19 protein-coding genes and 1 tRNA gene are annotated in these 25,857 nt (G+C 72.2%); 8 read left to right on the top strand and 12 right to left on the bottom strand.

From position 1 onward, the window contains the following. Positions 1-86 precede the first annotated feature (86 nt). A complete protein-coding gene (locus JW592_RS03345) occupies positions 87-1,256 on the bottom strand; it encodes a steroid 3-ketoacyl-CoA thiolase (protein ID WP_209263324.1) in 1,170 nt (389 codons plus the stop codon). Positions 1,257-1,580: 324 nt separating this feature from the next. On the opposite strand from JW592_RS03345, the gene JW592_RS03340 reads away from it, so the two are divergent. Then, positions 1,581-2,828 carry a cytochrome P450 gene (locus JW592_RS03340; RefSeq protein ID WP_209263323.1) on the top strand — a complete coding sequence of 416 codons (1,248 nt, stop codon included), beginning with the start codon at positions 1,581-1,583 and terminating at the stop codon, positions 2,826-2,828. Here JW592_RS03340 and JW592_RS03335 read toward each other — a convergent pair. Beyond that, positions 2,819-4,936: a bifunctional glycosyltransferase 87/phosphatase PAP2 family protein gene (locus JW592_RS03335; RefSeq protein WP_229375152.1), complete on the bottom strand. Its 2,118-nt coding sequence runs from the start codon at positions 4,934-4,936 to the stop codon at positions 2,819-2,821. The two genes, JW592_RS03340 and JW592_RS03335, sit on opposite strands and share 10 nt — an antisense overlap. Positions 4,937-5,247: 311 nt before the next feature. Here JW592_RS03335 and JW592_RS03330 point away from each other — a divergent pair, with 311 nt between their 5' ends. Then, positions 5,248-5,619: an antibiotic biosynthesis monooxygenase family protein gene (locus JW592_RS03330; protein WP_209263321.1), complete on the top strand. Its 372-nt coding sequence runs from the start codon at positions 5,248-5,250 to the stop codon at positions 5,617-5,619. A gap of 18 nt (positions 5,620-5,637) precedes the next feature. Here the strand turns inward: JW592_RS03330 and JW592_RS03325 are convergent, their stop codons facing one another. The 4 genes from JW592_RS03325 to JW592_RS03310 form a co-directional block, all read right to left on the bottom strand. Next, positions 5,638-6,297, bottom strand: a complete 660-nt coding sequence (locus JW592_RS03325) for an HAD-IA family hydrolase (RefSeq protein WP_209263320.1) — start codon at positions 6,295-6,297, stop codon at positions 5,638-5,640. 252 nt (positions 6,298-6,549) lie between these two features. Continuing rightward, positions 6,550-7,584, bottom strand: a complete 1,035-nt coding sequence (locus tag JW592_RS03320) for a peptidoglycan-binding domain-containing protein (RefSeq protein ID WP_209263319.1) — start codon at positions 7,582-7,584, stop codon at positions 6,550-6,552. A gap of 233 nt (positions 7,585-7,817) precedes the next feature. Then, positions 7,818-9,818 carry an MDR family MFS transporter gene (locus JW592_RS03315; RefSeq protein WP_209263318.1) on the bottom strand — a complete coding sequence of 667 codons (2,001 nt, stop codon included), beginning with the start codon at positions 9,816-9,818 and terminating at the stop codon, positions 7,818-7,820. 82 nt (positions 9,819-9,900) lie between these two features. Then, a complete protein-coding gene (locus JW592_RS03310; RefSeq protein WP_209263317.1) occupies positions 9,901-10,482 on the bottom strand; it encodes a TMEM165/GDT1 family protein in 582 nt (193 codons plus the stop codon). A gap of 549 nt (positions 10,483-11,031) precedes the next feature. Between JW592_RS03310 and JW592_RS03305 the strand changes: the two genes are divergently transcribed. Together JW592_RS03305 and JW592_RS03300 are read left to right on the top strand one after the other, a co-directional pair. After that, positions 11,032-11,712, top strand: coding sequence for an HNH endonuclease family protein (locus tag JW592_RS03305; protein WP_209263316.1), 681 nt, complete (start codon positions 11,032-11,034; stop codon positions 11,710-11,712). A gap of 110 nt (positions 11,713-11,822) precedes the next feature. Then, positions 11,823-13,550 (top strand): alkaline phosphatase D family protein, encoded by a 1,728-nt coding sequence (locus tag JW592_RS03300; protein WP_209263315.1) that lies wholly within the window; start codon positions 11,823-11,825, stop codon positions 13,548-13,550. Between the two features lie 67 nt (positions 13,551-13,617). Here JW592_RS03300 and JW592_RS03295 read toward each other — a convergent pair whose 3' ends face one another. After that, positions 13,618-14,712, bottom strand: coding sequence for a superoxide dismutase family protein (locus tag JW592_RS03295; RefSeq protein ID WP_209263314.1), 1,095 nt, complete (start codon positions 14,710-14,712; stop codon positions 13,618-13,620). Between the two features lie 195 nt (positions 14,713-14,907). Here JW592_RS03295 and JW592_RS32450 point away from each other — a divergent pair, with 195 nt between their 5' ends. Further along, positions 14,908-15,909, top strand: a complete 1,002-nt coding sequence (locus tag JW592_RS32450) for a DedA family protein (RefSeq protein ID WP_307805268.1) — start codon at positions 14,908-14,910, stop codon at positions 15,907-15,909. Here the strand turns inward: JW592_RS32450 and JW592_RS03285 are convergent. Beyond that, positions 15,872-16,894: a chitinase gene (locus tag JW592_RS03285; RefSeq protein WP_209263313.1), complete on the bottom strand. Its 1,023-nt coding sequence runs from the start codon at positions 16,892-16,894 to the stop codon at positions 15,872-15,874. The genes JW592_RS32450 and JW592_RS03285 overlap by 38 nt on opposite strands. A gap of 252 nt (positions 16,895-17,146) precedes the next feature. Next, positions 17,147-17,218, bottom strand: a tRNA-Val gene (locus JW592_RS03280). Between the two features lie 169 nt (positions 17,219-17,387). Between JW592_RS03280 and JW592_RS03275 the strand changes: the two genes are divergently transcribed. Together JW592_RS03275 and JW592_RS03270 are read left to right on the top strand one after the other, a co-directional pair. Further along, positions 17,388-18,644 (top strand): hypothetical protein, encoded by a 1,257-nt coding sequence (locus tag JW592_RS03275; RefSeq protein ID WP_229375150.1) that lies wholly within the window; start codon positions 17,388-17,390, stop codon positions 18,642-18,644. A gap of 117 nt (positions 18,645-18,761) precedes the next feature. Continuing rightward, positions 18,762-19,505 (top strand): DUF4383 domain-containing protein, encoded by a 744-nt coding sequence (locus JW592_RS03270; RefSeq protein ID WP_372446443.1) that lies wholly within the window; start codon positions 18,762-18,764, stop codon positions 19,503-19,505. Between the two features lie 20 nt (positions 19,506-19,525). Here the strand turns inward: JW592_RS03270 and JW592_RS03265 are convergent, their stop codons facing one another. The 3 genes from JW592_RS03265 to JW592_RS03255 all read right to left on the bottom strand — a co-directional run bounded on the left by JW592_RS03265 (position 19,526) and on the right by JW592_RS03255 (position 24,170). Continuing rightward, positions 19,526-20,290, bottom strand: coding sequence for an HAD family hydrolase (locus JW592_RS03265; protein WP_307805283.1), 765 nt, complete (start codon positions 20,288-20,290; stop codon positions 19,526-19,528). 143 nt (positions 20,291-20,433) lie between these two features. Next, the gene (locus JW592_RS03260; protein WP_209263475.1) at positions 20,434-22,902 is read right to left on the bottom strand and encodes a phosphoribosyltransferase; all 2,469 of its coding nucleotides are present in this window, start codon (positions 22,900-22,902) and stop codon (positions 20,434-20,436) included. An 89-nt stretch (positions 22,903-22,991) separates the two neighbouring features. Continuing rightward, a complete protein-coding gene (locus JW592_RS03255; RefSeq protein WP_209263311.1) occupies positions 22,992-24,170 on the bottom strand; it encodes an HpcH/HpaI aldolase/citrate lyase family protein in 1,179 nt (392 codons plus the stop codon). A gap of 242 nt (positions 24,171-24,412) precedes the next feature. Between JW592_RS03255 and JW592_RS03250 the strand changes: the two genes are divergently transcribed. Further along, complete coding sequence (locus JW592_RS03250; RefSeq protein ID WP_209263310.1) at positions 24,413-25,756, top strand: TerD family protein; 1,344 nt, start codon at positions 24,413-24,415, stop codon at positions 25,754-25,756. Positions 25,757-25,857 lie beyond the last annotated feature (101 nt).

Here is a 25,857-nt window from a genome sequence, read left to right as displayed (position 1 = left end):
CCGATGCGATCAGTGGTCGTATGCGATCCGCGCCCCTTCGGGGCGTGACCTCGCGAAGTCGCCTTCCACGCCAACCGCTACAACCGCTACAACCGCTGGATGATGGTGGCCGTGGAGAGCGCGCCGCCCGCACACATGGCGATCAGGGCGAACTCCTTGTCGGCACGTTCGAGTTCGTGGACCGCGGTGGTGATCAGCCGCGCTCCGGTCGCGCCGACGGGGTGGCCGAGGGCGATGGCGCCACCGTTGACGTTGACCTTCGTCAGGTCCTGCTCGAAGACCTGGGCCCAGGAGAGCACGACGGAGGCGAAGGCTTCGTTGATCTCGACCAGGTCGATGTCGTCGAGGGTCATCCCGGCCTTTCCGAGGACCGCACGGGTGGCATCGATGGGCCCGTCCAGGTGGAAGTGGGGGTCGGAGCCGACCAGGGCCTGGGCCACGATCCGGGCGCGCGGGCGGAGTTTGAGTGCGCGGGCCATACGCTTCGAGGCCCACATCACGGCGGCGGCGCCGTCGGAGATCTGGGAGGAGTTCCCGGCGGTGTGCACGGCGGTCGGCATGACGGGCTTGAGCCCGGCGAGGGCCTCCATGGAGGTGTCGCGCAGCCCCTCGTCGCGGTCGACGTGGCGCCACATGCCCTGACCCGCGGCCTGCTCCTCCTCGGTGGTGGGCACCTGGACGGCGAAGGTCTCCCGCTTGAAGCGCTCTTCGGCCCAGGCGGTGGCGGCGCGCTCCTGGGAGAGGAGGCCGAGGGAGTCGACACGTTCCCGGGTGAGGCCCCGGTGCCGGGCGATGCGTTCGGCGGCCTCGAACTGGTTGGGCAGGTCGACGTTCCACTCGTCGGGCCAGGGTTTACCCGGGCCGCCTTTGGAGCCGCTGCCCAGGGGCACCCGGGACATGGCCTCCACGCCGCAGCCGATGCCGATGTCGATGACTCCGGCGGCAACCATGTTGGCGACCATGTGGTTGGCCTGCTGGGAGGAGCCGCACTGGCAGTCGACGGTGGTGGCGGCGGTCTCGTAGGGCAGGCCGACGGCCAGCCAGGCGTTGCGGGCCGGATTCATGGCCTGTTCTCCGGCGTGGGTGACGGTGCCGCCGACGATCTGTTCGACGCAGTCGGCGGGGATGCCGGTGCGGCCGAGCAGTTCGCGGTAGGTCTCTCCCAGCAGGTAGGCCGGGTGCAGGTTGGCCAGGGCGCCGGCGCGCTTGCCGATGGGGGTGCGTACCGCTTCGACGATGACGGGTTCGGCGGCCATGAGTCGTCCTCTCCAGCCCGGCTGGCTCCCCACCAGCACAACTAGTACGCGTTCTAGTTCTTCGGTCAGTGTGCGGAGCACCCTCGCCGCGACGCAAGGGGCTTGCACGCCCTGTGTGCACTCCGCGCCGATCTTTGCCCTACGCTCCGTACACAAGAACCGGGCGAGAAGCCGCCCAAGTACGGGTGACGCACCCCTTGCCAGTTGTAGAACCCGTTACTACCTTCAGGGCGATTCTGACAGCCCGTCAGGAGATGCGCCGGGAGCGGCCCCCTGGGCACAAGGACGAGCCGTCAGCACGTCGAAGAGGGAGCTGAGCTGCCGATGTCCTCCTGTCCAGCGCTGCCCGACGGGTTCGACTTCACCGATCCGGATGTCTACCAAGAGCGCGTCCCGCTGCCCGAGTTCGCCCTGCTGCGCGAGACGGCGCCCGTGTGGTGGAACCGGCAGCCGCGCGGTGTGGCCGGCTTCGACGACGAGGGGTACTGGGTGGTGACACGCCACGCGGACGTCAAGGAGGTGTCCACCCGCCCCGAGCTGTTCTCCTCCAACCTCAACACCGCGGTCATCAGGTTCGCCGGCCATATGAGCCGGGACCAGATAGACGTCCAGAAGCTGATCATGCTCAATATGGACCCGCCCGAGCACACCCGGGTCCGCCAGATCGTGCAGCGCGGCTTCACGCCCCGCGCCATCCGGGCGCTGGAGAACGCCCTGCGCGAGCGCGCGGAGCGCATCGTACGGGAGGCCACGGACAGGGGCAGCGGCGACTTCGTCACCGACATCGCCGTCGAACTGCCGCTGCAGGCAATCGCCGAACTCATCGGCGTCCCTCAACAGGACCGGACCCGTATCTTCGACTGGTCCAACAAGATGGTCGCCTACGACGACCCCGAATACGCCATCACCGAGGAGATCGGCACCCAGTCGGCGGCGGAGCTCGTCTCGTACGCGATGACGATGGCCGAGGCTCGCAAGGAGTGCCCCGCGCGGTACGCCGGGGACATCGTCAGCCGCCTCGTGGCGGCCGAGGGCGAGGGCAATCTCAACCCGGACGAGTTCGGCTTCTTCGTCATCCTGCTGGCCGTCGCAGGCAACGAGACCACCCGCAACGCCATCAGCCACGGCATGCACGCCTTCCTCACCCACCCCGACCAGTGGGAGCTCTTCCGCGCTGCACGCCCCGATACGGCGGCGGAGGAGATCGTGCGCTGGGCCACACCGGTGGTCTCCTTCCAGCGCACCGCGACCCAGGACACGGAGCTGGCCGGCCAGAAGATCTCCGCGGGCGAGCGGGTCGGCCTCTTCTACTCCTCGGCCAACAACGACCCCGAGGTGTTCGAGGACCCGCACCTGTTCGACATCGCCCGGGACCCCAACCCCCACCTCGGATTCGGGGGCGGTGGCCCGCACTTCTGTCTCGGCAAGAGCCTCGCCGTGCTGGAGATCAACCTGATCTTCAACGCCATGGCCGATCTCGCCCCCGGCATCTCCCTCGCCGGGCCGGGCCCGCGCAGGCTCCGCTCCGCCTGGCTCAACGGGATCAAGGAGCTGCGCGTCGACTACGGCTGAGCCCCGCGGGAGCTCACCGGCGACTCGGCCCCCGGCGTCACCGGCTCCTCGGCACCTGGCTTCGACGACTCTCCGGCCGCCGGCCCGCGCCCGGCCGTCGGCCCCTCCCCAGCGGTCGGCCCGTCTCCCGCCGTCTGCGCCGCCGCCTCGCCCACGCCCCGCATTCGGGCGAGCCACCGCTGGCCGAGGAAGCCCGCCGCCACGACGACGACGCCGCCGACCGCGTCGAGCAGGTAGTGGTTGGCGGTCGCCATCACCACGAACGTCGTCATCAGCGGATAGAGCGCGCCCAGCGCCCGCAGCCAGCGGTTGCGGGTGAGGAAGAAGACGACGATCGCGCACCACAGCGACCAGCCCACGTGCAGCGAGGGCATCGCGGCGTACTGGTTGGACAGCTGCGTCAGCGCGCCGAAGTCGGGGTTGGACAGGTCCTGCGGGCCATGGGCCGTATCGATGTAGCCCAGACCCGGCATCAGCCGGGGCGGCGCCAGCGGGTAGAGCCAGAATCCGACCAGCCCGAGCAGCGTGGCGAAGCTCAGCGCGGTGCGAGCCGCCCGGTACTGCGGCACTCGGCGCATGTACAGGAAGGCCAACAGGGTGATGGGCACCAGGAAGTGGAATGTCGTGTAGTACGTGTCGCAGGCGTCCCGCAGCCACTCCGTGCGTGCGGCCAGTTTGTTGAGACTGTGCTCGATGTCGATATGGAGGAAGGACTCGGCTGTCAGTATCTGGTCGCCGTGCCCCTCGGCCAGGGAACGTGAATCGGGCGCGTGGCCGCGGACGTAGGAGTACGCCCAGTAGCCGACGCGGATCAGCAGCAGTTCCAGCATCAGGTTGGGGCGGCTCAGCGGTCCCGAGTGCTGCGGCTGTGACCAGCCGGCCGAGTCGCGCGTCAGGAACGGAACCGCACAGGCGCCCAGCAGTGCGGCCAGCAGTACCGCGTTCTCGCCGAGCATCGCGAACGCGGCGACCTTGGGCACCAGTGCGGTGCCGTCCAGTGTCATCACCAGGACCACGAAAACCGGCCACACCAGCCGGTCCCCGGTCCGCCGGCCGACCCGGCCCACCACGGCCAGCAGCACCCAGAGCTGCTGGTGCTGCCAGGCCATCGGGGAGGCGACCACAGCGGCGCAGCCCACAACGGCCGCGGCCAGCAGCAACTGCCCGTCCCGCGCGTACCGCACCGCACGGAGCAGCGCCAGGCAGCTCACGGCGGCCATCAGTACGGCGAGCAGTACCGCTTCGGGCACCCCGCGCAGTCCGGCGCGCAGCAGTGCGCCGTGCAGCGACTGGTTGGCGGTGGCGTCCGCCGCATCGCCCAGGCCGACACCCGCGACATGGTGCACCCAGTACGTCCACGAATCGTCCGGCATGGCGGCCCAGGTGGCGAGGGTGCAGATGAGGAACGTTCCCCCGCCCAGCACGGCCGCTCTGCGGCGCCCGGTGAGCCACAGCAGCGGGACGAACAGCAAGGTGGCGGGCTGCAGCGCGCCCGCGACGCCGATCAGTACGCCGCCCGCGCCCCCACCGAAGCGGCCCACGAGCGCGCCGTACCGCCTGGCCTGTGCACGGAGTTCGCGCTGTCCCAGCCGGCCGGGCTGTCCCAGCTGTGCTCGCTGCCCCTGCTGTCCCAGCTGGCCGGGCTGTTCAGGCTCGCGCCCCAGCAGCCAGCCCACCAGCACCAGCAGCACCGGCAGGACGCTGGTCTGACCCAGGTGGAAGGTGTTGCGCACCGGTACCGAGAGGACCAGCAGGCTCAGCGCCCCCGGCACCGCGAACAGCGCCGTGCGCCGTGAGACCGGCCCGGGCAGCGCCCGGGCGGCCACCACGCCCAGGGCGACGACCAGCAGCAGCGTGCCGAACGTCCAGGCCACGCCCAGCCCTTGTTCAGCGGCCCGGGTGAGCGGCTTGAGCACCAGCCCGGCGAACGGCGTCCCGGTGAAGGGCGTCTCCGAGTCGTAGAGCGAACCGTGCACCCGCAGTACGCCGTTGTCACCGATCCAGGTGAACAGATCCACGAAGCGCTCGTCCTGAGGGAGTCGCAGCACGGCGGCCGCCTGCCGGACGGTCAGCGCCAGCGCCAGCAGCCACAGCCCCGCCAGCAGCATGCCCGAGCGGGAACCCAGTTGCTCCCACTGCCGGACCAGCCGCCGGTACGGTCCGCCTCCGGAGGGATGCCATTCACCGCCCCCGTCCGGCCCTTTGGGTCCCTCCGCCACCGATTCCGCCGCCACGCCCCGCCGTCTCCGTCCTGTCCACCGGTCTGCCGTCCACGGGATTCCCGCGCTTGTCCGGATGCCCCCCCGAATCCCGAGGGTCGGCCTCAGGTCAGACGCCAGAAACCTACTCGCTACCTGACAGCTCCGCTCGACAGGACGCCACGCCGGAGCCGGGCCCTGAGGTGAGGCAGGATGGGCGCATGAGCATCGTCAAGATCAACGCGCTGACCGTACCGGCCGACCAGCGGGAGGTACTGGAACAGCGCTTCGCGGCGCGCAAGGGGTTCGTGGAGAGTGCCGACGGGTTCGAGTGGTTCGAACTGCTGCGTCCGCTGGAGGGAAGCGACCGCTACCTCGTCTACACGCGCTGGCGGGACGAGGAGTCCTTCCAGGCGTGGATGAACGGCCCCATGAAGGAGGCACACCAGCGCGCCAAGGGCGCGGACAGCGGCACGGAGGGCAAGCCTGCCGGCTCGGGTGGCGAGGCCGGCGGCGAGCGCCCCAAGCCCGCGGCGACCGACTCGGAGACCTGGTCGTTCGAGGTCGTCCAGCAGGCACCGCCGAAGAAGTGAGCCGGCTCGGCCCCTGGTTCAGCCGTCGAACGTGAGGCGTACGCGGCCGTCCGGGAGCCCGGTGACCCGCACCTGCTCCAGATCCGGTATCTGCACCGTGGGGCCGTGTTCCCGGGCGCGCGTGCCGATGCCGACGACCGGCATTCCGGCGGCCAGGCCGGCCGCGATGCCGGCGCCCGAGTCCTCGAACACGACGCACTCTTCCGGGGGATGGCCCAGTTCCGCCGCGCCCTTGAGGAAGCCCTCCGGGTCGGGCTTGCTCGCGCTGACGTCGGCGGCGGTGACGCGCACCGCGGGCATGCGCAGTCCGGCCGCGGTCATCCGCGCCTCTGCCAGTGCGCTGGTGGCCGAGGTCACCAGCGCGTGCGGAAGGTCCTGGAGCGCCGCGAGGAAGGCGGGAGCGCCGGGCACGGGGACGATGCCCTCGGTGTCGGCGGTCTCCATCGCGAGAAGGCGGCGGTTCTCCGCGTAGTTCTGCTCCATGGGCCGGTGCGGCAGCAGGGTGGCCATCGTCAGATGCCCCTGGCGGCCGTGTGCCACCCGCAGCACCTCGTCCGGGTCGAGACCCTGCTCGACGGCCCAGCCCCGCCACACCCGTGCCACGACGGCGTCGGAGTTGACAAGCGTGCCGTCCATGTCGAGCAGCAGCGCGCGGACGGTGAGCGGCGGTGTGGACATGCGAGGGCTCCCGGAGGGCAGTCGTCGGCGCACAGCTCGGGAAAGCTGACGGCAAAGGGACAGGAAGGCCGGCGGCAAAGGGACGTGGCGAAGGCTGGAAACGCAGGACGGCAAGCAAGGGGTGGAGAACAGATGGCCCGCCCGCCGGTCAGGGACGCCCTTCCCGTCAGGTGAAGGGCACGGGCGGGGCCATTTGTTTCCTCATCATACAAAGCAGTCGGGCAAACCGGCCAGCCCCGCACGTCACGCCGCTCAGCCCGTCGTCCTGGCCTCCAGATGGCGCCGCGTCGCAGGGCCGTACTCGCCGGGGGTGTCGTCCCACAGGTGGTGGCGCGCCTGGTAGCGGAAGACCGCCTCCTGGACCTGGGAGGTGTACTCGCCGTCCTCCGGCGCGTTGCGGTCGTAGTAGCCGACCTGCTTCAGCCGCCGCTGGAGCTCGACGACCTCGTTGCCCGAGTCGCCGGGCCGCAGGGTCTCGTCCGAGGAATGACCCGGCCACCGTGGCCGCCGGCCGTCGTGGCCCCGCTCCCCCTTCCCTGAGGAGCCCGGCCTGCCGGACGCGTGCTTCTTGCCGCCCCGGGAGGGGGACGGGCTCGCGGTGTGCTCGCTGCTGTCCCGGTCGGCGCGCGGCGTCGCGGAGGCGCCGCCGGCACGGGAGGGAGTGGGCCGGGGCCGCTCGCCGCGCTCCGGCTTCTCCTCGGTGGACGGGGAAGAGGTGGGCGGGGTGTGCGTGGGCGCTCCGGTCGGCATATGGCGCAGTGCGCGGCCGTCCCCGGAGCGGCTGCCGTTGTCGGTGAGGAGCTGAGTGGTCAGCAGGCCGCCGCCGAGCACGGCCGCCACCCCGACCCCGGCGAACACCGCCGTGCTGGGTCTGCGGCGCTCGCGCGGCCTGCGGTGGTCGACGGGTGCGGCTCCCTCGGCGGCGCCGGGGGCCCGACGACGGGTCCCGGCGACGCGTTCGTCACCCGAACCGGTGACGGCGGGCAGCTCGGCGGTCTCGTCCGTGCCGTGGACCGCGAACGGCGACAGATCGGGCAGCGGCACATGGGCGTCGTCCGGGGCCGCCGCGTCCCCTGTGCCGTCCGTCGCTCCGTCCCGCGCCTGCTCGGCGGGGTGCACCGGACCGTTCTCACGGAGCTGCACATAGGGGCGGATGTGCAGCGGGTCCTCCGGTTCGTACGGGGCTCCGCCGCGGCCGTCAGGTCGGCCGTCCGTGGCCGCCGGCTCAACGTGCGCGCAGGGCTGCTCGTTTCCGCCGCACTCGGGACATCGCCCGTCCCCCGTCATCCCGTCCCCTCCCTTGCACAGCCGCACCGTCCGGTTCACGGCGGGCGTACCCGAATCGTCGGCAACTGTCCAGTGCTGGACCATACGCGGTCGAGGTCGGTCAGGGTCAAGCGCACGGGAAAAGCCTGACAGAGGCGGAATGGTCCTACTGTGCACGACTGCGCCGCGGCACCCGGACGGTCTCCGGAAGCCGCACGGCCGAGCCGGGGGCGCCGGAGGAAGCCACCCGTGCCTCACACCGCTCGGGGTGGCTCCGCCTGCCCGGCCTCCGCGTTCAATTGCCGTACCAGCTCCGTCAGGTCCGCGGGACGGTCCGGTGTCCACCAGTCGCCCAGCAGCTCGGCAAGCTGCTCCTGGCGGGCGTCGGAGAGTGCACGCGCCGCCTGTTCACCGCGCGGTGTCGCCACCAGCTCCAGACCCGCACGGGTGGCCAGCCCGCGCTCCTCCAGCTCCCGCGCCCCGTCGGCGACCACCCGGCGCGGTACCACCCCCGCGTCCTCCAGCAGCGCGGGCTCGACAGGGCCGTCGAAGTGGACGCGCAGCAGCATCCAGGTGGCGGCCGGGGCCAGATCGACTCCGGCGCCGTGGGCGATCCGCGCGTACAGGTCGTGCCGCCCCTCGATGGTGCTGAGCCTGGAGAGTGCCCGGGTGACCTCGTCTGCGGGGCTGCGTTCGACGGGACAGGCGCCCAGCGTCTCGCTCTCGTCGGGGACCTGCACGCTGCGCCGCAGCCGCTGTTCGCGCAGCAGCCAGGTCAGGACGAAGGCCAGCCCGGCGAGCGGTGCGGCGTAGAGGAAGACGTCCGTGATGGAGGTTGAGTACGCCTCCAGCGCCCCGCGCCGGGCGCCGGGCGAGAGGCGCCCGATGGACTGCGGGTTCCGCTTCAGGGACTCGGGGGTGACCCCACCGGGCAGGGAGCGGCCGCGCAGCGCTTCGGTGAGTTCGCTGCCCAGCCGGGAGGCGAAGACGGCCCCGAAGACGGCGACACCCACCGCGGCGCCCACCGAGCGGAAGAAGGTGACACCGGAGGTGGCCACGCCCAGCTCCTCGTAGCGCACGGCGTTCTGCGCGACCAGTACCAGCACCTGCAGCACCAGTCCGAGGCCGAGGCCGAAGACGGCGAAGTAGGCGCCCATCTCCCACTGCGAGCTGTCCGGACTCATCACGTGCAGCAGGAGCAGCCCCCCTGTGGTGACCGCGGTACCCACCACAGGGAAGATCTTCCAGTGTCCGGTGTGGGTGATGAGCTGGCCGGACAGCGTGGAGGAGAGCAGCAGGCCGAGCACCATCGGCAGCATGTGCACACCCGAGAGCGTGGGTGTGATTCCGTGCACCACCTGGAGGAAGGTCGGCAGGTAGGTCAGCGCGCCGAACATGGCGAAGCCGACGACGAAACTGATCACCGCGCAGAGGGTGAAGTTGCGCACGGCGAAGATGCTCGGCGGCAGCACCGGTTCCGCGGCCCTGCGCTCCACCGCGACGAACCAGCCGAGCGAGATGACGGCCAGTACGGACAGTCCGTAGATCTGTGCGGAGTTCCACGGCCAGGAGGTGCCGCCCAGTGAGGTGACCAGTACGACGCAGGTGGCGACAGCGGCGATCAGGAAGGTGCCCAGATAGTCGATCCGGTGCGGCTCGGCACGCACCGGGATGTGCAGTGCGAGCAGGATCACCACCATGGCGACCGCGCCGATCGGCAGGTTGATGTAGAAGACCCAGCGCCAGTCGAGATGTTCGGTGAAGAACCCGCCCAGTAGCGGGCCGAGCACACTGGTGGTCCCGAACACCGCGCCGAACAGACCCTGGTAGCGGCCGCGCTCCCGGGGCGGCACCAGGTCGCCGACGATCGCCATGGACAGCGTGATCAGCCCCCCGCCGCCCAGGCCCTGCACCGCGCGGTACCCGATGAGCTGCGGCATGTCCTGCGCCACCCCGCACAGTGCGGAACCCACCAGGAAGATCACGATGGCGGTCTGGAAGAGGCGTTTGCGCCCGTACTGGTCGCCGAGCTTTCCCCACAGCGGGGTGGCCGCCGTGACGGCCAGCAGGTAGGCGGTCACCACCCAGGACAGGTGCTCCATGCCGCCCAGGTCGCTGACGATGGTGGGCAGCGCCGTGGCGACGATCGTCTGGTCGAGCGCGGCCAGCAGAAGCCCCAGCAGGAGCGCGCCGATCGGCAGCAGTACCCCGCGTGTGCGAGGGGGTGCCGGTTCCGCCGCGTGTTCCCCGCTCATGGGCCCACGGTGCCCCGCGGCGTGCAGCGCAGCCCGTCGACCGCCTCCATTCGAGGGAGCGGGGAAGACGCGCGGGCAGGCCCTAGGCCAGCGCCTCGTACAGGCTGAACGCGGCCAGTGCCAGCATCAGCAGCGCGGCGATACGGGTGATCAGCCGCAGCGGGACGTACGTCATCAGGGTGCGTCCGCCCAGGATGCCCAGCGCGGCCACGGCCCACAGTGCGAGCACGGCGCCCACCCCCACCGAGAGGGGATCGTCGTAGCGCGCCGCGAGGTTGGCGGTCATGATCTGCGTCAGATCGCCGAACTCGGCGACCAGGATCAGCATGAAGCCGCTACCCGCCACCTTCCAGAACGACTGGTCGGCCGGCTTGCGTGCCTGCTCCTCCTCGTCGTCGTCCTTCTTGAGCAGCAGCATCGCGGCACCCAGCAGGAACAGCACGCCCACGATGCCCTGCACCAGCCGGTGCGGCAGCAGGGTCAGCACGCTGCCCGCCGCGACGGCGAGGGTGACGTGGACGAGGAAGGCGGCGGCGACGCCCGCGAAGACGTAGGACGCGCGGTAGCGGGTGCCGAGCATCAGCCCGGCAAGGGCCGTCTTGTCCGGGAGCTCGGCGAGGAAGACGACGCCGAACACGACGGCGGCGACGGTGAGGCTGAGCACGGGGTTTCCTCCGTGGTCGGGCTGCCGCACCGGCGCGGGCCCTGGGGAGCGCACTTCGGCACGGCAGCGTCATGGACTGCCGTGCGCTGGGCACGGAAGCGGACACTGCGGCCGAAGGTCTCGCTGGCGCGGCACCGCCACCGGGTGGCGGGTGCCCCGCTCCGGGCGCCGGGCCCGCACGCGGCGGGCCAGTGTGTCGACGGTCCGGCGAAGAGCTACTCCCCTTCAGACGCGTACGACTGTACGCGATGTCCGTCCCCCGGGGGCGATCGGCTGGTCCGCGCGAACGTGACGGCAGTGGGACGAGCAGTGGGACGGGCAGTGCGCACCTGGGGGCGGTGGAATCCGCTCTGGTGTCCAACTCCCGTACGGCATCCGTCGGGTGGGTGTATCGCGTGTAGCCGGAGGCGTATTACCGGGCAGGCTCTTGATGTGACGTGCACACGACCGTCAGGCTGTGAGCCGCACCACCCGAGCACCACCACGGCAGCACCACCGAGCACCACCAGACAGCACCGCTCGACTTCCCCCCACACACCGGGAGTTCGCATGGCGCACAAGCACCGGACAACCCTCACCCTCTACGCGCGTCGACGCTGGTCGGCGCTGTTCGCGGCTCTGGCGGCAGCCCTCGGCGGCCTACTGGTCGCCGTCACACTGGGCGCCTCCCCCGCCGCAGCCGAGCCCCCCACGCCGCCGAGCGCCTCGGAGGCCGCCACCATGCTCGGCGACCTCACCGAGAAGGGCGAGGGCTCGATGGACGGCTACTCACGCGAGAAATTCCCCCACTGGGCCGACCAGGGTGACAACTGCAACACCCGTGAGGCCGTCCTCAAACGGGACGGCAAGGGTGTCGAGACCGGCAGCGACTGCTACCCGACGAAGGGCAGCTGGACCAGCCCCTACGACGGTGAGACCTGGACCAAGCCCTCCGACCTGGACATCGACCACGTCGTCCCGCTCGCCGAGTCCTGGCGCTCCGGCGCCTCCGGCTGGACCCAGGACAAGCGCAAGGAACTGGCCAACAATCTGAAGATCGCCCAGCTGCTCGCCGTCACCGACAACGTCAACCAGGAGAAGGGCGACAAGGACCCCGCCGAGTGGATGCCGTCCGAGTCCGGCTACCACTGCACCTATGCGCGCATGTGGATCTGGGTCAAGCACACCTACGACATGACGGCGGACTCCCAGGAGAAGGCGGCCCTGAAGAAGGCCCTGGGCACCTGCTGAGTTCCTGAGTCCGCACCCGGTCAGGAAACTGGCCGGGCCGCTCCCTCGTTCCGTACGGTGCGGGTGCCAGGCCCGCATCGTACGGCGCCACATGGACGAGGGAGATCCGCATGACCGGCCTCCGACTGGGCCCGCTGCTGCGCTACGTCGACCAGGACACCGCGACCGTCTGGGTGGAGACGGAAGCTCCCTGTCAGGCCGAGGTCCACTGTGAGGGCAGCACAGCGGGCGGTACGGCCCGCACCTGGCAGGTCGCCGGGCACCACTACGCGCTGATCACCGTCGTCGGCCTGGAGCCGGGCACCGAGACGCCCTACCGGGTCACCCTCGACGGCGAGCAGGTGTGGCCACTGGCCGGCTCGCCCTTCCCGACCAGCACCATCCGCACCCTCCCGCCGCCCGACGCTCCGCCCGCCCGTACCCCGCCCCTGCGGATAGCCTTCGGGTCCTGCCGCTGGGCCGCCCGCCCCGCCGGCGCCCGGCACGACCCGATGGGGCCCGACGCGCTGGACGCGCTGGCACACCGGGCGATGAACGGCGGCCCGCGCCCGGACGTACTGCTCCTGCTGGGCGACCAGGTCTACGCGGACGAGACCTCCGAGCCGGTCCGCGCCAGGCTCGCCCGCCACCGCGATCTGTCCCGGCCCCCATGGGACCAGGTCGCCGACTACGAGGAGTACACCGAGCTGTACTACGAGTCCTGGCTGGACCCGGAAGTGCGCTGGCTGATGTCCACCGTGCCCAGCTGCATGATCTTCGACGACCACGATGTGATCGACGACTGGAACACCAGCGAGGCGTGGCAGCGCGGGATACGGGCCACCGACTGGTGGCGCGAACGCATCCTGGGTGGACTGAGCTCCTACTGGGTCTACCAGCACCTGGGCAACCTCTCGCCCGCCGAGCTCGCCGAGGACCCGGTCTTCGCCGCCGTACGGGCCGCGGACGACGGGGCGCCGCCGCTGCGCGCGTTCGCGGAGCGCGCCGACCAGGACCCGGCCGCGGCGCGGTGGAGCTACCGCCGCGACTTCGGCCGCACCCGGCTTGTGATGATCGACACCCGGGCGGCCCGTGTGCTGCCCGAGAGCGAGCGGCGGATGGTCGACGACGAGGAGTTCGACTGGCTGCACGCACAGGTACTGGACGGCGGGCCCGGCGCCGTCGACCACCTCGTCCTGGGCACCTCGCTGCCGTGGCTGCTGCCGCCCGCCGTGCACGGACTGGAGACCTGGAACACGGCCCTGTGCTCGGGGGCGCGCGGGACACGCTGGAGCAGCTTCAGCGAGAAGTTGCGGCAGCGCGCCGATCTGGAGCACTGGTCGGCCTTTCCACGCTCCTTCCGCGCCCTGACCGAACTGATCCAGCGGGTGGCCACCGACCAGGACGCGCCCGCCTCGGTCAACGTCATCTCCGGCGATGTGCACCACGCGTACGTCGCCGAACCGGAATTCGACGACCTGAAGGTCGCCGGTGGCGGACAGCGGTCCCGGGTGGTGCAGCTCACCTGCTCCCCGATACACAACAACATCCCGGCCGTGATGCGGTCGGGCTTCCGCTTCGGCTGGAGCCGGGCGGGGCGCCGGCTCGGCAGACTGCTGGAGCGGCACGCCCGCACCGGGGAACCGGCCCTGCGCTGGAACAGGACCGGCGGCCCCTGGTTCGGCAACATGCTGATGACGCTGACGCTGCACGGCCGCGACGCCACCTACCAGCTGGAGCAGGCCCGCCCCGCGACCTCGGCGCCGGACGGGACGCCGCGCTCCGGGTTGGAGCCGGTCTTCAGCGGCCGGCTCAGCGGAACCGAGCCGGCCGCCCCGCCGAGCCGGGACAAGAGCTGAGGGAGAGCTGAGACGAGGACCGGGGCGGGGGCTGAGACGAGGACCGGGGCGGGGTGCTGAAGGGGGATCAGGCCACGCTCAGCGGTACCGAGAAGCAGGCCACCCGCGCACCGGCCTGGCCCGCGTGCCCGGCCTCCGAACTGGTGCCCCTCTCGTGCAGCACGACGGACCTCGCCTCCCCCTCGCGGAAGGTCCAGTGGTGCCGCGAGACGGCCTCGCCGCGGCCCCTCGAGTCGGTGGTGAAGTCGAGCCACACCTCGTTGTGCGGGTTGGCGTAGCGCGGGTCGGTGGAGGGCTGCTCCGGGTCCTTGCGGTGCTGGTAGTGCGGCCCCGAGTCGTCGGGCTTGGCGCCGCACGGCTGAGTGTGGACATGCGCCCCGTAGGTGCGGTCCGGGACCAGGCCGCGCACCTGCAGCCGCACGCTGGTGCTGTGGTCGGTGGCCGTGCGCGCCACCATGATGCCCGCCCCGGCGGGCACCTTGCTCCGGTCGTAGGTGACCGCGTCGGGACGGATGAAGGCGTTCGCCGGTGAGAACCGGTCGTAGCGCACCAGGATCGACTTCCGGGAGGAGAAGGCGGATTCGTCGGCGGTGGTGCCGTCGACGGCGGCCGAGGCCGCGCCGGGCTCGCCGGTGCGCCCGTCCGTGGCCCCGTCGGTGCGCCCGTCCGTGCGCCCGTCCGTGGCCTCCCCGGTGTGCTCGCCCGTGGCCTCTTCCGTGGCCTCCTCGGTGTGCCGGACGATCGGGTCGGAGCTGTCGCCCCGGCCGAAGGGGAAGAGCCGCTGGCCGCCGCTGACGATCTCGACCTCCCCGGAACCCACCTTCACCTGCACGCTCCCGAATTGGGCGTGGTGGACGTGGTCGGGCAGATCACCTGGGTTCCGCAGCGCGGCGAGGCGGTCGATGTCCGCAGCACCGGAGGCCGAGCCGGCACGGGCGTCGGCACCGGCACCGGCACCTGCACGGGCGTCGGTATCGTCATGGGCATCGCTGAGGCTCTTGAGCACCTCGGTGAGGTGCCTGAGCCCGATGTCGCCCGCGCGGGCGGCGCGTTCCCGGTCGTCGTCCCGCGGCAGGCCGCTCGCCGTACCGGACCCGCTGCCCGCCAGCAGAGCCGTCACGAGCGTCACAGCCGCCACTCCCCGCACCCCCTCCGTGCGCATACCTGCCCTCATCGTGTCGGCCTCCACTGAATTGCGGTTGTCCTATGGTCCGATTCCGCAATATCCGTATCCCGGGTCGCGATGGGAGTGTCGCCACGAGCACCCAGCGTCCCTGAGCGGGGGACCCGGGCGTACGCTGTACGGCGGTAAACCGCCGGCGACGAGAGCCGGACAGGGGAAGAAACGGGGACAGCAGTGCCGGAAGTCCTGGGGTCGGTGACCGGATCCCCGTGGATCTACGTCGTCATCGCCGCATCCGTACTGCTCGACGTCTTCGTGCCCGTCCTGCCCAGTGGCGTACTGGTGATCGCCGCCTCCACAGCGGCGGCTGGAACCACCGCGGCCGACGCCGCCGACCTGCCCACAGCCGCCGCCCGCAGCGCGGCCGGGAACGGCCACCTGATCGAGGTGCTGCTGCTGGTGCTGTGCGCGGCGGCCGCCTCCGTACTGGGCGACCTGGTGGCCTGGCGGCTGGCCTGGCGGGGCGGCGACCGCTTCGACCGCGCGATGGCCCGCTCCCGTCGGCTCACCTCCGCACAGGAACAACTCGGCAGCGCCCTCTCCCGGGGCGGCGGCGCCCTCGTCGTCCTCGCCCGGTTCGCGCCCGCCGGACGCTCGGTCGTCAGCCTGACCGCGGGTGCCACCCACCGCAGCGCGCGGGACTTCGTGCCCTGGTCGGCGCTGGCCGGGGTGGCCTGGGCGGTCTACAGCGTGGGCCTTGGCTACCTCGGCGGCCAGTGGCTGGGCGCCAGTTGGCTGGGCACGGCCGTCTCCGTCCTCGCGCTGTTCCTGGCCGGTGGACTCGCGGCGTATCTGATACGGCGTGAGCCGGCAGCGGCAGCGGCAGCAGCATCGGGCGCGGACGCGGACGCGACGGCGAGCGAGGCGGTGACGCCGGACGACGCCGCCGCGGGAGCGGACACGGCAGCAGCCCGGGAACCGGCTCCGGGACCGGGACCTGGGCCGTGGAGAGAGTCCGGGCCGGGACCGGGGCCCGAGCCTGGGCCGTGGACAGGTTTCGCGGCAGGGGTGGGGTCCGGACCAGGGGCGGGGATGCTCCTCCCCGGACCCACCACATTCCCCCTGCTGCCCATGCTTCCTGTCCTGCCGGCGATGCGCGCGGTCGTGGACGAGGACAGCGGCATCGAGGACGGTACGGTCACACCCACCGCCACGGTTCCGTCAGCGCCCGCGTGAACTCCCACGGCTGCTGCGGCACTCCGGAGCAGCGATCCTCGGCCGGATAGGGCAACTCGCCGCACGGCCGGTCCCGGTTGACGGACCAGAAGGCGAGCCGGGCCAGCCCCCTGGTGTGGGCGTACCACGCGATGAGGCGGAAGTCCTCGACAGTGATGACCTCCTGATGCCCCGTGATGCCGTTCATGGTGGAGATGCCGCTGTGCGCGTACGCCCGCGTCCTGCTGTACCCGTACGCCTCGCGCAGCCGGGCGGCCAGCCCTTCGGCCGCCCGCACCGTGGTACGGCCCATGTCCTCGCGGCGGGCGTGCTGCTGGGCGCTCCCGGCGGTGGCCGGGCCGCTGCCGAACGCGAACGGCATGATGGTCCAGGAGTCCGGCTCCAGCCCCGCCCGCGCCGCGGCCCCGATCAGCCGTGCGTCGGGCCCGCCGCGTTCGCTGGGCAGCGTCACATGGATGGTGAGCCCCGGGTGGGCGGCCTTGACCCGCTTGAGCGCCCCGACGGTCTTCCTGCGGGACCCGGCGCTGTCGTACGCGCGCATCTCGATGTCCACGTCGATGGCGCGCAGCCGGTAGGCCCTGATCACCTTCTCGTAGGCCCCGGCGAGCGCCGCGGCATCCGGGCAGTCCTGCTCCAGCTTGCGCCCCGTGCCGCCGCCGAAGGACACCACGGGCTCCCCGCCGGCAGCCCGCACGGCCCGCACCGCGCGCTCGTCCGTCCCGCCGGTCAGCGGCCGCTCCCCGTCCCAGCGCGGCTCGCATCCCCCCGCGCTCAACATGAACGCGAACGTGAACCCACCCACCCCGGTCTTCCGCAGCACAGCCGCCGGATCGGGCGGGTCTCCCCACCCCAGGGAGAGATACGGCTCCACGGCGGGCCCCCACCCCCGCGCCTGTGCGTTCCCACCCCCCACCCCTGCACCGGCCAGTCCCACCAGCACCAGCCACACCCCCACCACCCGCGCCACCCGCCGCCGCGCTCTCATCCAGCGCTCCCGGCTCTTCAGACCCGTCCGACTCGTCCGGCTCTTCAGCCCCGTCCTTCTCATCCCGCTCATGAAGGACATCCCTGTCCCCCTCGCCCACAAGGCACCGGGCGGCCGGGAATCTTCATACCAACTGACGACAGCCCCCACGGCCCACCCGCACAAGCCCACTCTGGGCCCCGCACAGCAAAAGGCCCCCGCAGAGAACCTGCGAGGACCTTGTTCGCCTCTGGTCAGAGCTTGACCATCCGGTGGGCACAACTGGGATCGAACCAGTGACATCCTGCTTGTAAGGCAGGCGCTCTACCGCTGAGCTATGCGCCCGGGCATGTGTGGGACGACAGCGTACCTCGCCCGGTGCGGGGCAGCGCAAACGTGGGGTGGGGGAAGCGGCCGCGAACGAATCAGCTCGTGTGTTCGTTGAGCCCAGGTGGGAGAATGAGCACCGGTCGAAGAGCCACAGGCGCGTACGGGGAGAGGTTTCGTGACGGCGATGAACGGCGGTGGCATTCGCCGCTGGGGCTGGGGCAATGGCCGCGCGGAACACCTCAGGGCCGACGCGCAGGCCGCGAAGGACGCCGCGGCAGCAGCCTTCTACGACCTCGACACCGCCCAGCGTGAGCTGCGTATCTCCATAGAGACGATCAGCGCGGTCGACAGCTCACCGGCGGGGCGCAAGGCCGCCGGTGACTTCGCCGAGCTGGGCAGGCGCATCGACAGCGTCAGCCACGACTACATCACCGCCGTCGACGCCCATGACCTCGACCGGGACGACCTGGAGGCCGAGGCCGCCTCCCGTGCCCGCGCCGAGCTGGAGCGGGCGCGCGGTGAGCTGGAGCGGGTCAAAGGTGAGCTGGACAGGTTCGCGCAGAGCCTCGGCCCGATGCTGACCCGCGCCGAGAACCAGCTCGCCCGTCTCGCACCCGCCGTGGAGCGGGCCCGGCAGGCGCTGCTCGCGGCGAGCAACGCACTGGACGCGGTGCGGGCCCAGGGGCTGAAGGCCGACGATCTCGCGGCGCGACTGGCGGCGCTCTCGCCCGAGCTGACCAAGCTCAACGAGGGCGCGGGCACCCATGGGGTGCAGGAGACCATCCACCGTGCCGACCAGGTGGTGCGGGAGGCGGAGGCGATCCGCGCACAGGCCGATGGGCTGCCGCAGAAGGCGGCCGACATCGACAAGCGCCTCGCCTCACTGCGTACCCGCACCGAGGCGCTGCAGAACAGGGCCAAGCAGGTCGAGCCCGTCCTCAGTGAGCTGCGGCGCCGCTTCAGCGCGGCGTGCTGGCAGGACCTCCAGCAGGTTCCCCAGGAGGCAGAGCGCTCGGCGCGGCAGGCCGACGAGAAGCTGCGGGAGGCGCGCACGGCGCGCGAGGAGCAGCGCTGGCCGGACGCCACAGCGCTGCTGTCGACGGTGCGGGCGCTGCTGAACACCACGGACGAGGCGGTGAAGGCCGCGGGAGAGCGGCTGCAGCGGCTCAACGAGGTCTCCTTCGACCACAGCAAGGAGGTCGAGCGCACCCGCTTCGCCATCCGCGACGCACAGCGGCTCGCGATGGCCGGGCGCTCCACCCCCGACCCGCGGCACGCGCAGCCGCTGGACAACGCGGTGGAGCGGGTGGACCGCGCGGTCGCCTCGCTCACCGGCCGCCACCCGGACTACTGGCATCTGCTCACCGAGCTGGACGCGGTCAAGGAGACGGTGCAGCAGGTGGTCGAGCAGATCCGGCAGGAGCGCGCCGCCGGACGCTGACGACGGTCACCCCGCTGCGACCGCTACTGAGCGTCGCTGTTGAGACACAGGCGCTCCGGGCGGATGCTGGAATGCGCAAGGTGAGCGTCGCCTCCGGCCGTTCCGAGGAGGCCCCCCGTGGCCGCGTCCCCCACCCGTACGTTCCGCCATCGCAGGCTCCTGCCGCGCGGGCGGCGGGTACTGGACGAGCACATGCCGGTGCACCACAAGCTGAGCCGCGTCTACCGGGTGGGGGCCGGGGTGGTGGGGCTGGGGCTGACCGTCTTCGGCACTCTGGGGCTCACCGACAACATCGGTTTCTTCGACACCGGCGGCGACCAGGTGGCCGGCCTCAACACCAACGGGGCGCTCAGTGTGCTCTCCGTCGTCGTCGGGATGCTGCTCATCGGCGCCATGGTGCGCGGCGGAAACTTCGCCTCCAACGTCAACATCGCCTTCGGCGGACTGTTCCTGCTGAGCGGGTTCGCCAATCTGGCGCTGCTGGAGACGCGTCTGAACGTGCTCGCGTTCGAGTTGGAGAACGTGCTGTTCAGCTTTGCCGTCGGACTGCTGCTGCTGGTCTTCGGGATGTACGGGAGGGTGGGCAGCGCCCTGCCGCACGACAACCCCTACTGGCAGCAGCGCCACCGGGACGAGGTCGAACGCGCCCGCCGCGCCCGGGATCTGCGCGAGCAGCGCACCCGCGCCCGGGTGCGCGGCGAGGAGCTGCGCAGCAGGGCCTCGCTCTACGGGGGAAAGGGCCACGGGGAGGACGGCGGGCAGCGGCAGGAGCCCAGCGAGGAGCGAGGCAGGGGCGAGGAGCGGGGGAAGGACGGGAGGCGCGGGAAGGACGGGAGGAGCGCAGGCCGACGGCGTCGGTGAGCGGCGAGGGCGCACGCACGTCAGTCCGGCACCGGTGCCACCGCCCCCGGCTGGGTGATCACCGCCGAGCGCATCAGGCGCAGAATGGCCTCGCCCGCCAGTACTCCGCGCTCCGGCACTACCCGTACGTGTGACAGCTGCCAGCCGCTGTCGGCCAGCTCGCCGTGTGCCGGGCGCCAGGCCACATCGGCGGCGCGCAGCAGGTCCGCGTCGAGCAGGGAGTCGCCGGCCGCGAGGGTCCGCGCGGTGCCGGCCCGGCGTGCCACCTCCGCCACGGCGGCGCTCTTGGTGAGCGGGTGCGGTACGGCGTAGATCTTGCGGCCCTGGAGGGAGACGCTCCAGCCCTGCGGGCCCGCCCAGGCGGCGAGTTCCTTGACCCAGGTGTCGGGCAGCAGCGCCCGTTCGACCACCAGATAGGCGAACAGGCCGTCCGCGACGCGCTCCTTGAGGAGCCATTCGGGGCGCGCCCGGCCCAGCATGTGGTCGCGCACCTGGGCGAGCGGGGCGCACTCGGTCAGCCGCTCGCGCACCCGCTGACGCCACTCGGGGTCGCTCTCGCCGTCGACCAGCAGGTGGCCGCCGTTGGCGCAGACCGCGTAGCGGGGCGGCGGCCCCGGCAGCCGGACGCGGCGGTACTGCTCGGGGGTGCGCGTGGTGGCGGGCACGAAGACCGCCTGGCCCGCGAGGGCCGCCAGCAGTGCGGCGGCCTCCTCCGTCATGTAGGAGAGCGGACGGTGGTCGTACGTCTCCACGCACAGCAGCCGGGGCGCCCGGGTGTCGGGCATGGTCAGCTCCAGCGCAGCCGCCGAGTAGATCAGCGTACGGTCCAGGTCGCTGGCGACCAGGACGTCTCCTGCCGGGCCGGACCCGGCGGGTCCCGGCGTCACCGCGGTCCCCGTTGTCGGTGTGGTTCCCGTGGTCGCTTTGGTCACCGTGCGGCCTTTCCGTCGGCGCCTGTCGCACCGCGCGTGTAGCGGGGGTGGACGATTCCGACGCAGCTGTAGGGCAGATCGTCGGTCTCCTCGACGGGCACGCCGCGCTGTGCCGCCAGCAGCCGTACGTGGTCCAGGTCGGCGCCCACGCCGCGCCGGGCCAGGATGCGCCAGGGGACGCGGCGCAGCAGGACGCGGGTCGTCTCGCCGACGCCCGGCTTGATCAGGTTCACATCTCCGATGCCGTACGCCTCGCTGATGTCCTCCACGGCACGCCAGCCCGCCCAGGTGGGGGTGCGGTCGGCGCCCGCCAGCGCCGCCGCCTGCCGGGCCGCGCTCTCCCGCACCGCGGGGAAGCGCGCCGCGACCGTGTCGACGAAGTGCTGTGACAGGTCGCTGTCGGCCAGTTCGCGGTAGAACTTCGCACCGTGGAAGTCGTGCGGTCCCACCAGGTCGGCGCGGAGCACGGTGCGGGAGATCAGCCCGGAGACGGTCGAGTTGAGGCAGGCGGAGGGGATGAGGAAGTCCTCGCGGGTGCCGTAGGTGCGCACGCACGAGCCCGGGTCGGCCAGAACGGCCAGCTCGGGGTCGAAACGGGGATGCGCGGCGAGCGCCTGGGCCAGCTCCCGGGTGATGGCGCCCTTGCCGGTCCAGCCGTCCACGAAGACGACGTCGGCCGGATCGTGGTGGGCCGCCAGGTGGGCCAGCGCGTTGGTGTCGATGCCCCGGCCCCGCACGATGGAGACGGCGTAGTGCGGCAGGTCCAGCCCGTGCGCGTACCGCGCCCAGCGGCGCATCAGCACCCCGACCGGTGTACCGGCCCTGGCCAGCGAGACGAGCACGGGGCGGGGACCGCGTTCGGCCAGCACCGTCTCGGTGACGGTGCCGACCGCGCGGGCCAGGCGCTCTGCTGCCGACTCCAGCGCGCCGTGGAAGAGCTGCTGGTACTCCTTGGAGGGCTGGTACTCGACGGGCAGCGACTCGGCGTAGTGCGCACCGCCCGCCTGGATGGCCTCCTCCCGCTCCTCCGTCGGCGCCTCCAGTTCGATGTCGGACAGGTCGCGCAGCAGCCACGCCACGTCGGCCCGCGCGTACGAGGAGAAGGCGGGGCCGTGCAGCGGCCCGGGCGGGGCCGGCCGGGCCCGGTCCGGTACGTACGCCGGGACGACCGACAGCAGCACCTGCCGCGCGCAGCCGGCGAGCTGGTCCAGCAGGCCGCCGGGGGCGTGCAGTTCGGGGGTGTCGCCCTCGCTGTCCACGACGGCCACGACGGCGTCGAAGCCCTGGCCGGCGACGTTGTAGGCGTAGCGCTCGGCGGCGCCGCTCCCGGGTCCGGCCTGGCGGGGCAGGTCGTGCGCCGGGAAGCGCAGCGCGGTGCGTATCGCGTAGCCCGGGTCGTCGAGCGGAAGGACGGGTGAGCGGGTCGTGGTGGAGAAACGGACCTCCGCACGGCCCTTGGCGCGCTTTTCCATCTCGGACGCGAGCAGCAGCGGTGCGTACATCAGCTCCTCGTTGCCGAGGACGAGAACACGCGGCGGTTCGGTGCCGGCCGATTCGTCCGGTACGGCCGCCGGCTCCAGTGCGGAGAGCACCCGTTCGGCCATGTCCGGGAGCGCGGCTTCCAGCCGGACCTGCTCACGCGGGCCGAAGCCGTGCCGGCCGCCGTCCGGCACCTCCGCCGGCCAGCCGAGATCCACCCGCCGCACGGTGCCCTTCGGGACCGCGGACACGGCCGGCACGGCGGTCGCAGGTTCGCTGCCGTGCTGCTCCCCGCCGTACTTCTCGACCAGCTCCCGGCCGCGCTCCAGTACGTCGGCGGGGAGCTCCACGCGGCCTGCGGCCAGGGCCACCACATCGACGCGGGCGCCCAGTTCGGCGGCGAACTTCTCCAGCGCGGCCGCGTCGCCGTCGCCCCGGGTGTCGACCAGCGCGGCCACGACGTACCGGTCACGCGGATGGACGGCGTGCAGCGCGGCGATGGTGTTGCGTACGGTCCGGCCGGTGGACAGTTCGTCGTCCACCAGCACCAGCGGGCCGTCCGTGCGCAGCAGTCGCGGATTCTCCGGCAGGAGCAGATGCGCGGTGGCGTGGCTGTGCTCCTCCTCGAAGCCGCCGTACTGCCGCACCCCCGGCACCCGGCGGCGCGTGGAGTGCAGAGCGCTCATCCGGCTGCCCATGCTGTGCGCGACGGTGAGTCCCAGCCCGGTCGCGGTCTCGGCGAAGCCGAGCACGGCCGAACGGGCTGCCTCCTCGGCGCCGAGCAGCTCGCGCACCCGCTCTCCCAGGCGGCGGCCCGCGCCGAGCACCCGGGCCGGGCGCTGCGGCAGATGCTTGCCGAGGACGGTGGAGACCAGCAGGTGGGCCCGCTTGGGATTGCGCCGCAGCGCGAGGCCCAGCAGGTCCCGCAGTCCTTCGCCCTCCAGCCGCACCCCGAGCCGCTCGGCCACCCAGTGGCCCGGCCACACCTCGGCCCCGGACCTCTCGGTCCCGTCCGGCCCGCTCGTGCCCGTTTCGGTCCCGTCCGGCCCGGTCCCGGATTCCCGTACGCTTGCGTTCACTTGACTCCCGCCGCCAGCAGTTCCACGAAGCTCACGCCCTCGCGCGCCACCCCGAAGACCTCACCGCGCAGCAGTGTGCGCTCGGCCCAGGCCCGGTGCGGCTTCACCTCGTTCATCTTGTTCGTATACGCGGAGCGCAGCACTCCGCCTCCGCCGCGCTCCGGGCGCAGCACATCGGTCGCGTCGCAGAACTCCTCATGGCTCACCACCGACAGGGCGTGCACCGGGGCCACATGAGAGGGGTGGATACAGGTCTTGCCCAGCAGGCCGTTGGCCCGGTCGAGCTCGATCTCGCGCAGCAGACCGTCGAGGTCGTGCTCGATCAACGCGGCGCGCACGTCCTCGGCCCGGCCGCTCAGGAACGGGCTCTGCCGCAACTGCGGTTTGAACATCCTCTCCTGCGGCCGGAAATACTCCCATACCGGTCCGGTGACCGTGAACCCGGTGCCGTCGGCCCGGCCCAGCACATTGACCACGTCAGCGATGACCGAGGCGACGAGCTGCACGTCGTACGCGGTCATCTCCGGGGTGCGGCGCAGCCCGTAGGCGGCGCAGAAGTCGGTGACGCCCAGGCGCAGCGCGAGAACCCGCTCCCGGTACTTGTCCAGGGTGCGGGCGATGCCGACGAGCGCCTCCGTCCGGCTCTCCCGGTGCAGCAGCTCGGGCGACTCCAGCACGGGCATCGCGAACAGCCGCCGGCCGCACGCCGCCTCCGCCTCGGTGAGGGCCTCCAGGAAGGGCACCGAGTGGTCCTCGGTGAACTTGGGCAGCACGAATCCCGACAGCAGCCGTACGGCAGGGCCCAGCCTGCGCACCAGCGCGGTGATCTGTCCGTGCTCCCGTACGCGGACGAACAGCAGCGGGAGCGCGTCCTTCGCGAGGCGCTCGGGTACCCGGCCGGCCAGCTGACTCAGCTGGCCGACGAGGTTGTCCTCGGCCTCCGACACCTCCGCGTCGGCTATCGAGTCCTCCAGACACAGCACCATGGAGACGACGCCGCGCGCCGCCTGCTTGAGCACGTCGTCGGCGAGCGAGGGTCTGGTCGCGGGGCTGTAGAGGGTGGCGCCCAGCGCGACGGCGAGAACGCCCGGGGGCGAGTCCGGCGTGAACTCGACCGGCTCGCGGTGGAAGAGCGCGTTCCGGCGCTCAGGCGTCAGCTGGCTGAAATGCCGCATGGATGTATCCCCCGTCCCGCCGTCTCAGCGTCCTGCCCAGCTGTCATGGCGTACCTGGTGGCACACGCGGTGGCGGTGGTCCTGCCGGGGCCGCCATGGTGCCGCGTGGCTGCTCATCGTACGTACGAGGACCGGCCACAAGTTCCCTCGGTTCGGGATGCGGCCGCCGGGCCCCTCGCGTCCCACGCTGTCGATCACGTCCCGCGTTGTCGATGCCGTCCGTCCGAGGGCAGGATGAAGACATGACGCACGCGATGACGAAGGGGTCGAACATCCCGCTGGAGGCCACGGCGGTCCGCGCTGTGCTCTGCTGGGCGCCTGGTGCCGGTGTGCCGGATGTCGACGCCTCGGCGCTGCTGCTCGGCCCGGACGGCAAGGTTCGCTCCGACGACGACTTCATCTTCTACAACCAGCCCCGCCACCCCTCCGGACTGGTGCGGCACCTGGCCAAGAAGCGGGAGCCCGAGGGGCTGCGCGACACCGTCGAGGCGGACCTGGGCACGCTGGACGCCTCCGTGGACCGCGTACTGCTGGCCGCCTCCGCCGACGGCGGCACCTTCGCCGACGTGAGAGAGCTGCGGCTGCTGCTGCACGACGCGGGCAACCCGGATGGCGCAACCGACCCGGCCCGCGGTGGGCGGCTTCTCGCGCGCTTCGACATGGAGCCGGAGACCGGCGCCGAGACCGCCATGGTCTGCGGCGAGCTGTACCGGCGGGGGGACGGCTGGAAGTTCCGTGCGCTGGGCCAGGGCTACGACACCGGGCTGGTCGGCCTCGCCACCGAGTTCGGTATCACCGTGGACGAGAGCGAGAGCCCCGGTGAGGGCGAGGCCGGCACCAACGCCTCCGGCGACGCCACGGGCGGCACCGCAGCCACGGCCGAAGCCGACGGCGATGCCGACGCCGACCGCCAAGCGGCACGGGACGCGGAGCACGACCCCGACGCGACCGTGGCGCACACGCCCAGCCCCGACACGGTCGGCTCCCCGGACTTCCGGCTGGGCCCGCCGGCCGCCACCGTCCCGCAGCCACCGCCCGAGCCGGACTTCCCCGAGCCCGACCCTGTGCCGCCCGGGCCGCAGCCGGAGCCGTCGCCCAATCCGGAGCCGGGACCGCCGCCCGGGCCGCCGCCCTCGCCGCCCGGCCCGGGGCCCGAGCCGGTGCCGCCGGGGCCGCCTCCGGGGCCCGCACCTGGCCCGGGGCCGGTTCCCGGGCCCGACCCCGCACCGCCGCCCCAGCCGCCCGCTCCGGAGCCGCCACAGCCGACTCCGTCGCCTGAGCCCCAGCAGGACCCGGCGGGGGTGGGGGCTGCCCAGGCTTCGGCCTCCGCCGTGACGGCGCAGGTGCCGCCGCCCGGCGCGCCACCGTTCGGACCGCCGTTCGGGCCGCAGGGAGCCCCGAACATCCCGGCGCCGCCCATCCACCAGCCCGGGTACGGCTATCCGCAGCCTCCCCACCAGCCGCCCCAGCAGCCACCCGCCACCCAGCCCGCGTACGGCTATCCCCAGCCGGCCTACGGCTACCCGCAGCCGGACCCGGCGTTCGCGCTGCCGCCGCAGGGCCCGCAGTTCCTCACCAGCCGCTGAGTGCGCTCACCGGGCACACGGAGCGCGCAGGGTGCACAGGGTGCGCGGCCGGCTGAGAGAGCGCATGAAGGAGAGCGCACAGGCGAATGGCGAGGCCCCGC

Source organism: Streptomyces spirodelae, from assembly GCF_017676385.1.
GTDB classification, from domain to species: Bacteria; Actinomycetota; Actinomycetes; order Streptomycetales; family Streptomycetaceae; genus Streptomyces; species Streptomyces spirodelae.
The sequence above is the reverse complement of the archived record's forward strand: the minus strand, read 5'-3'. Positions and strand labels throughout refer to the sequence as shown.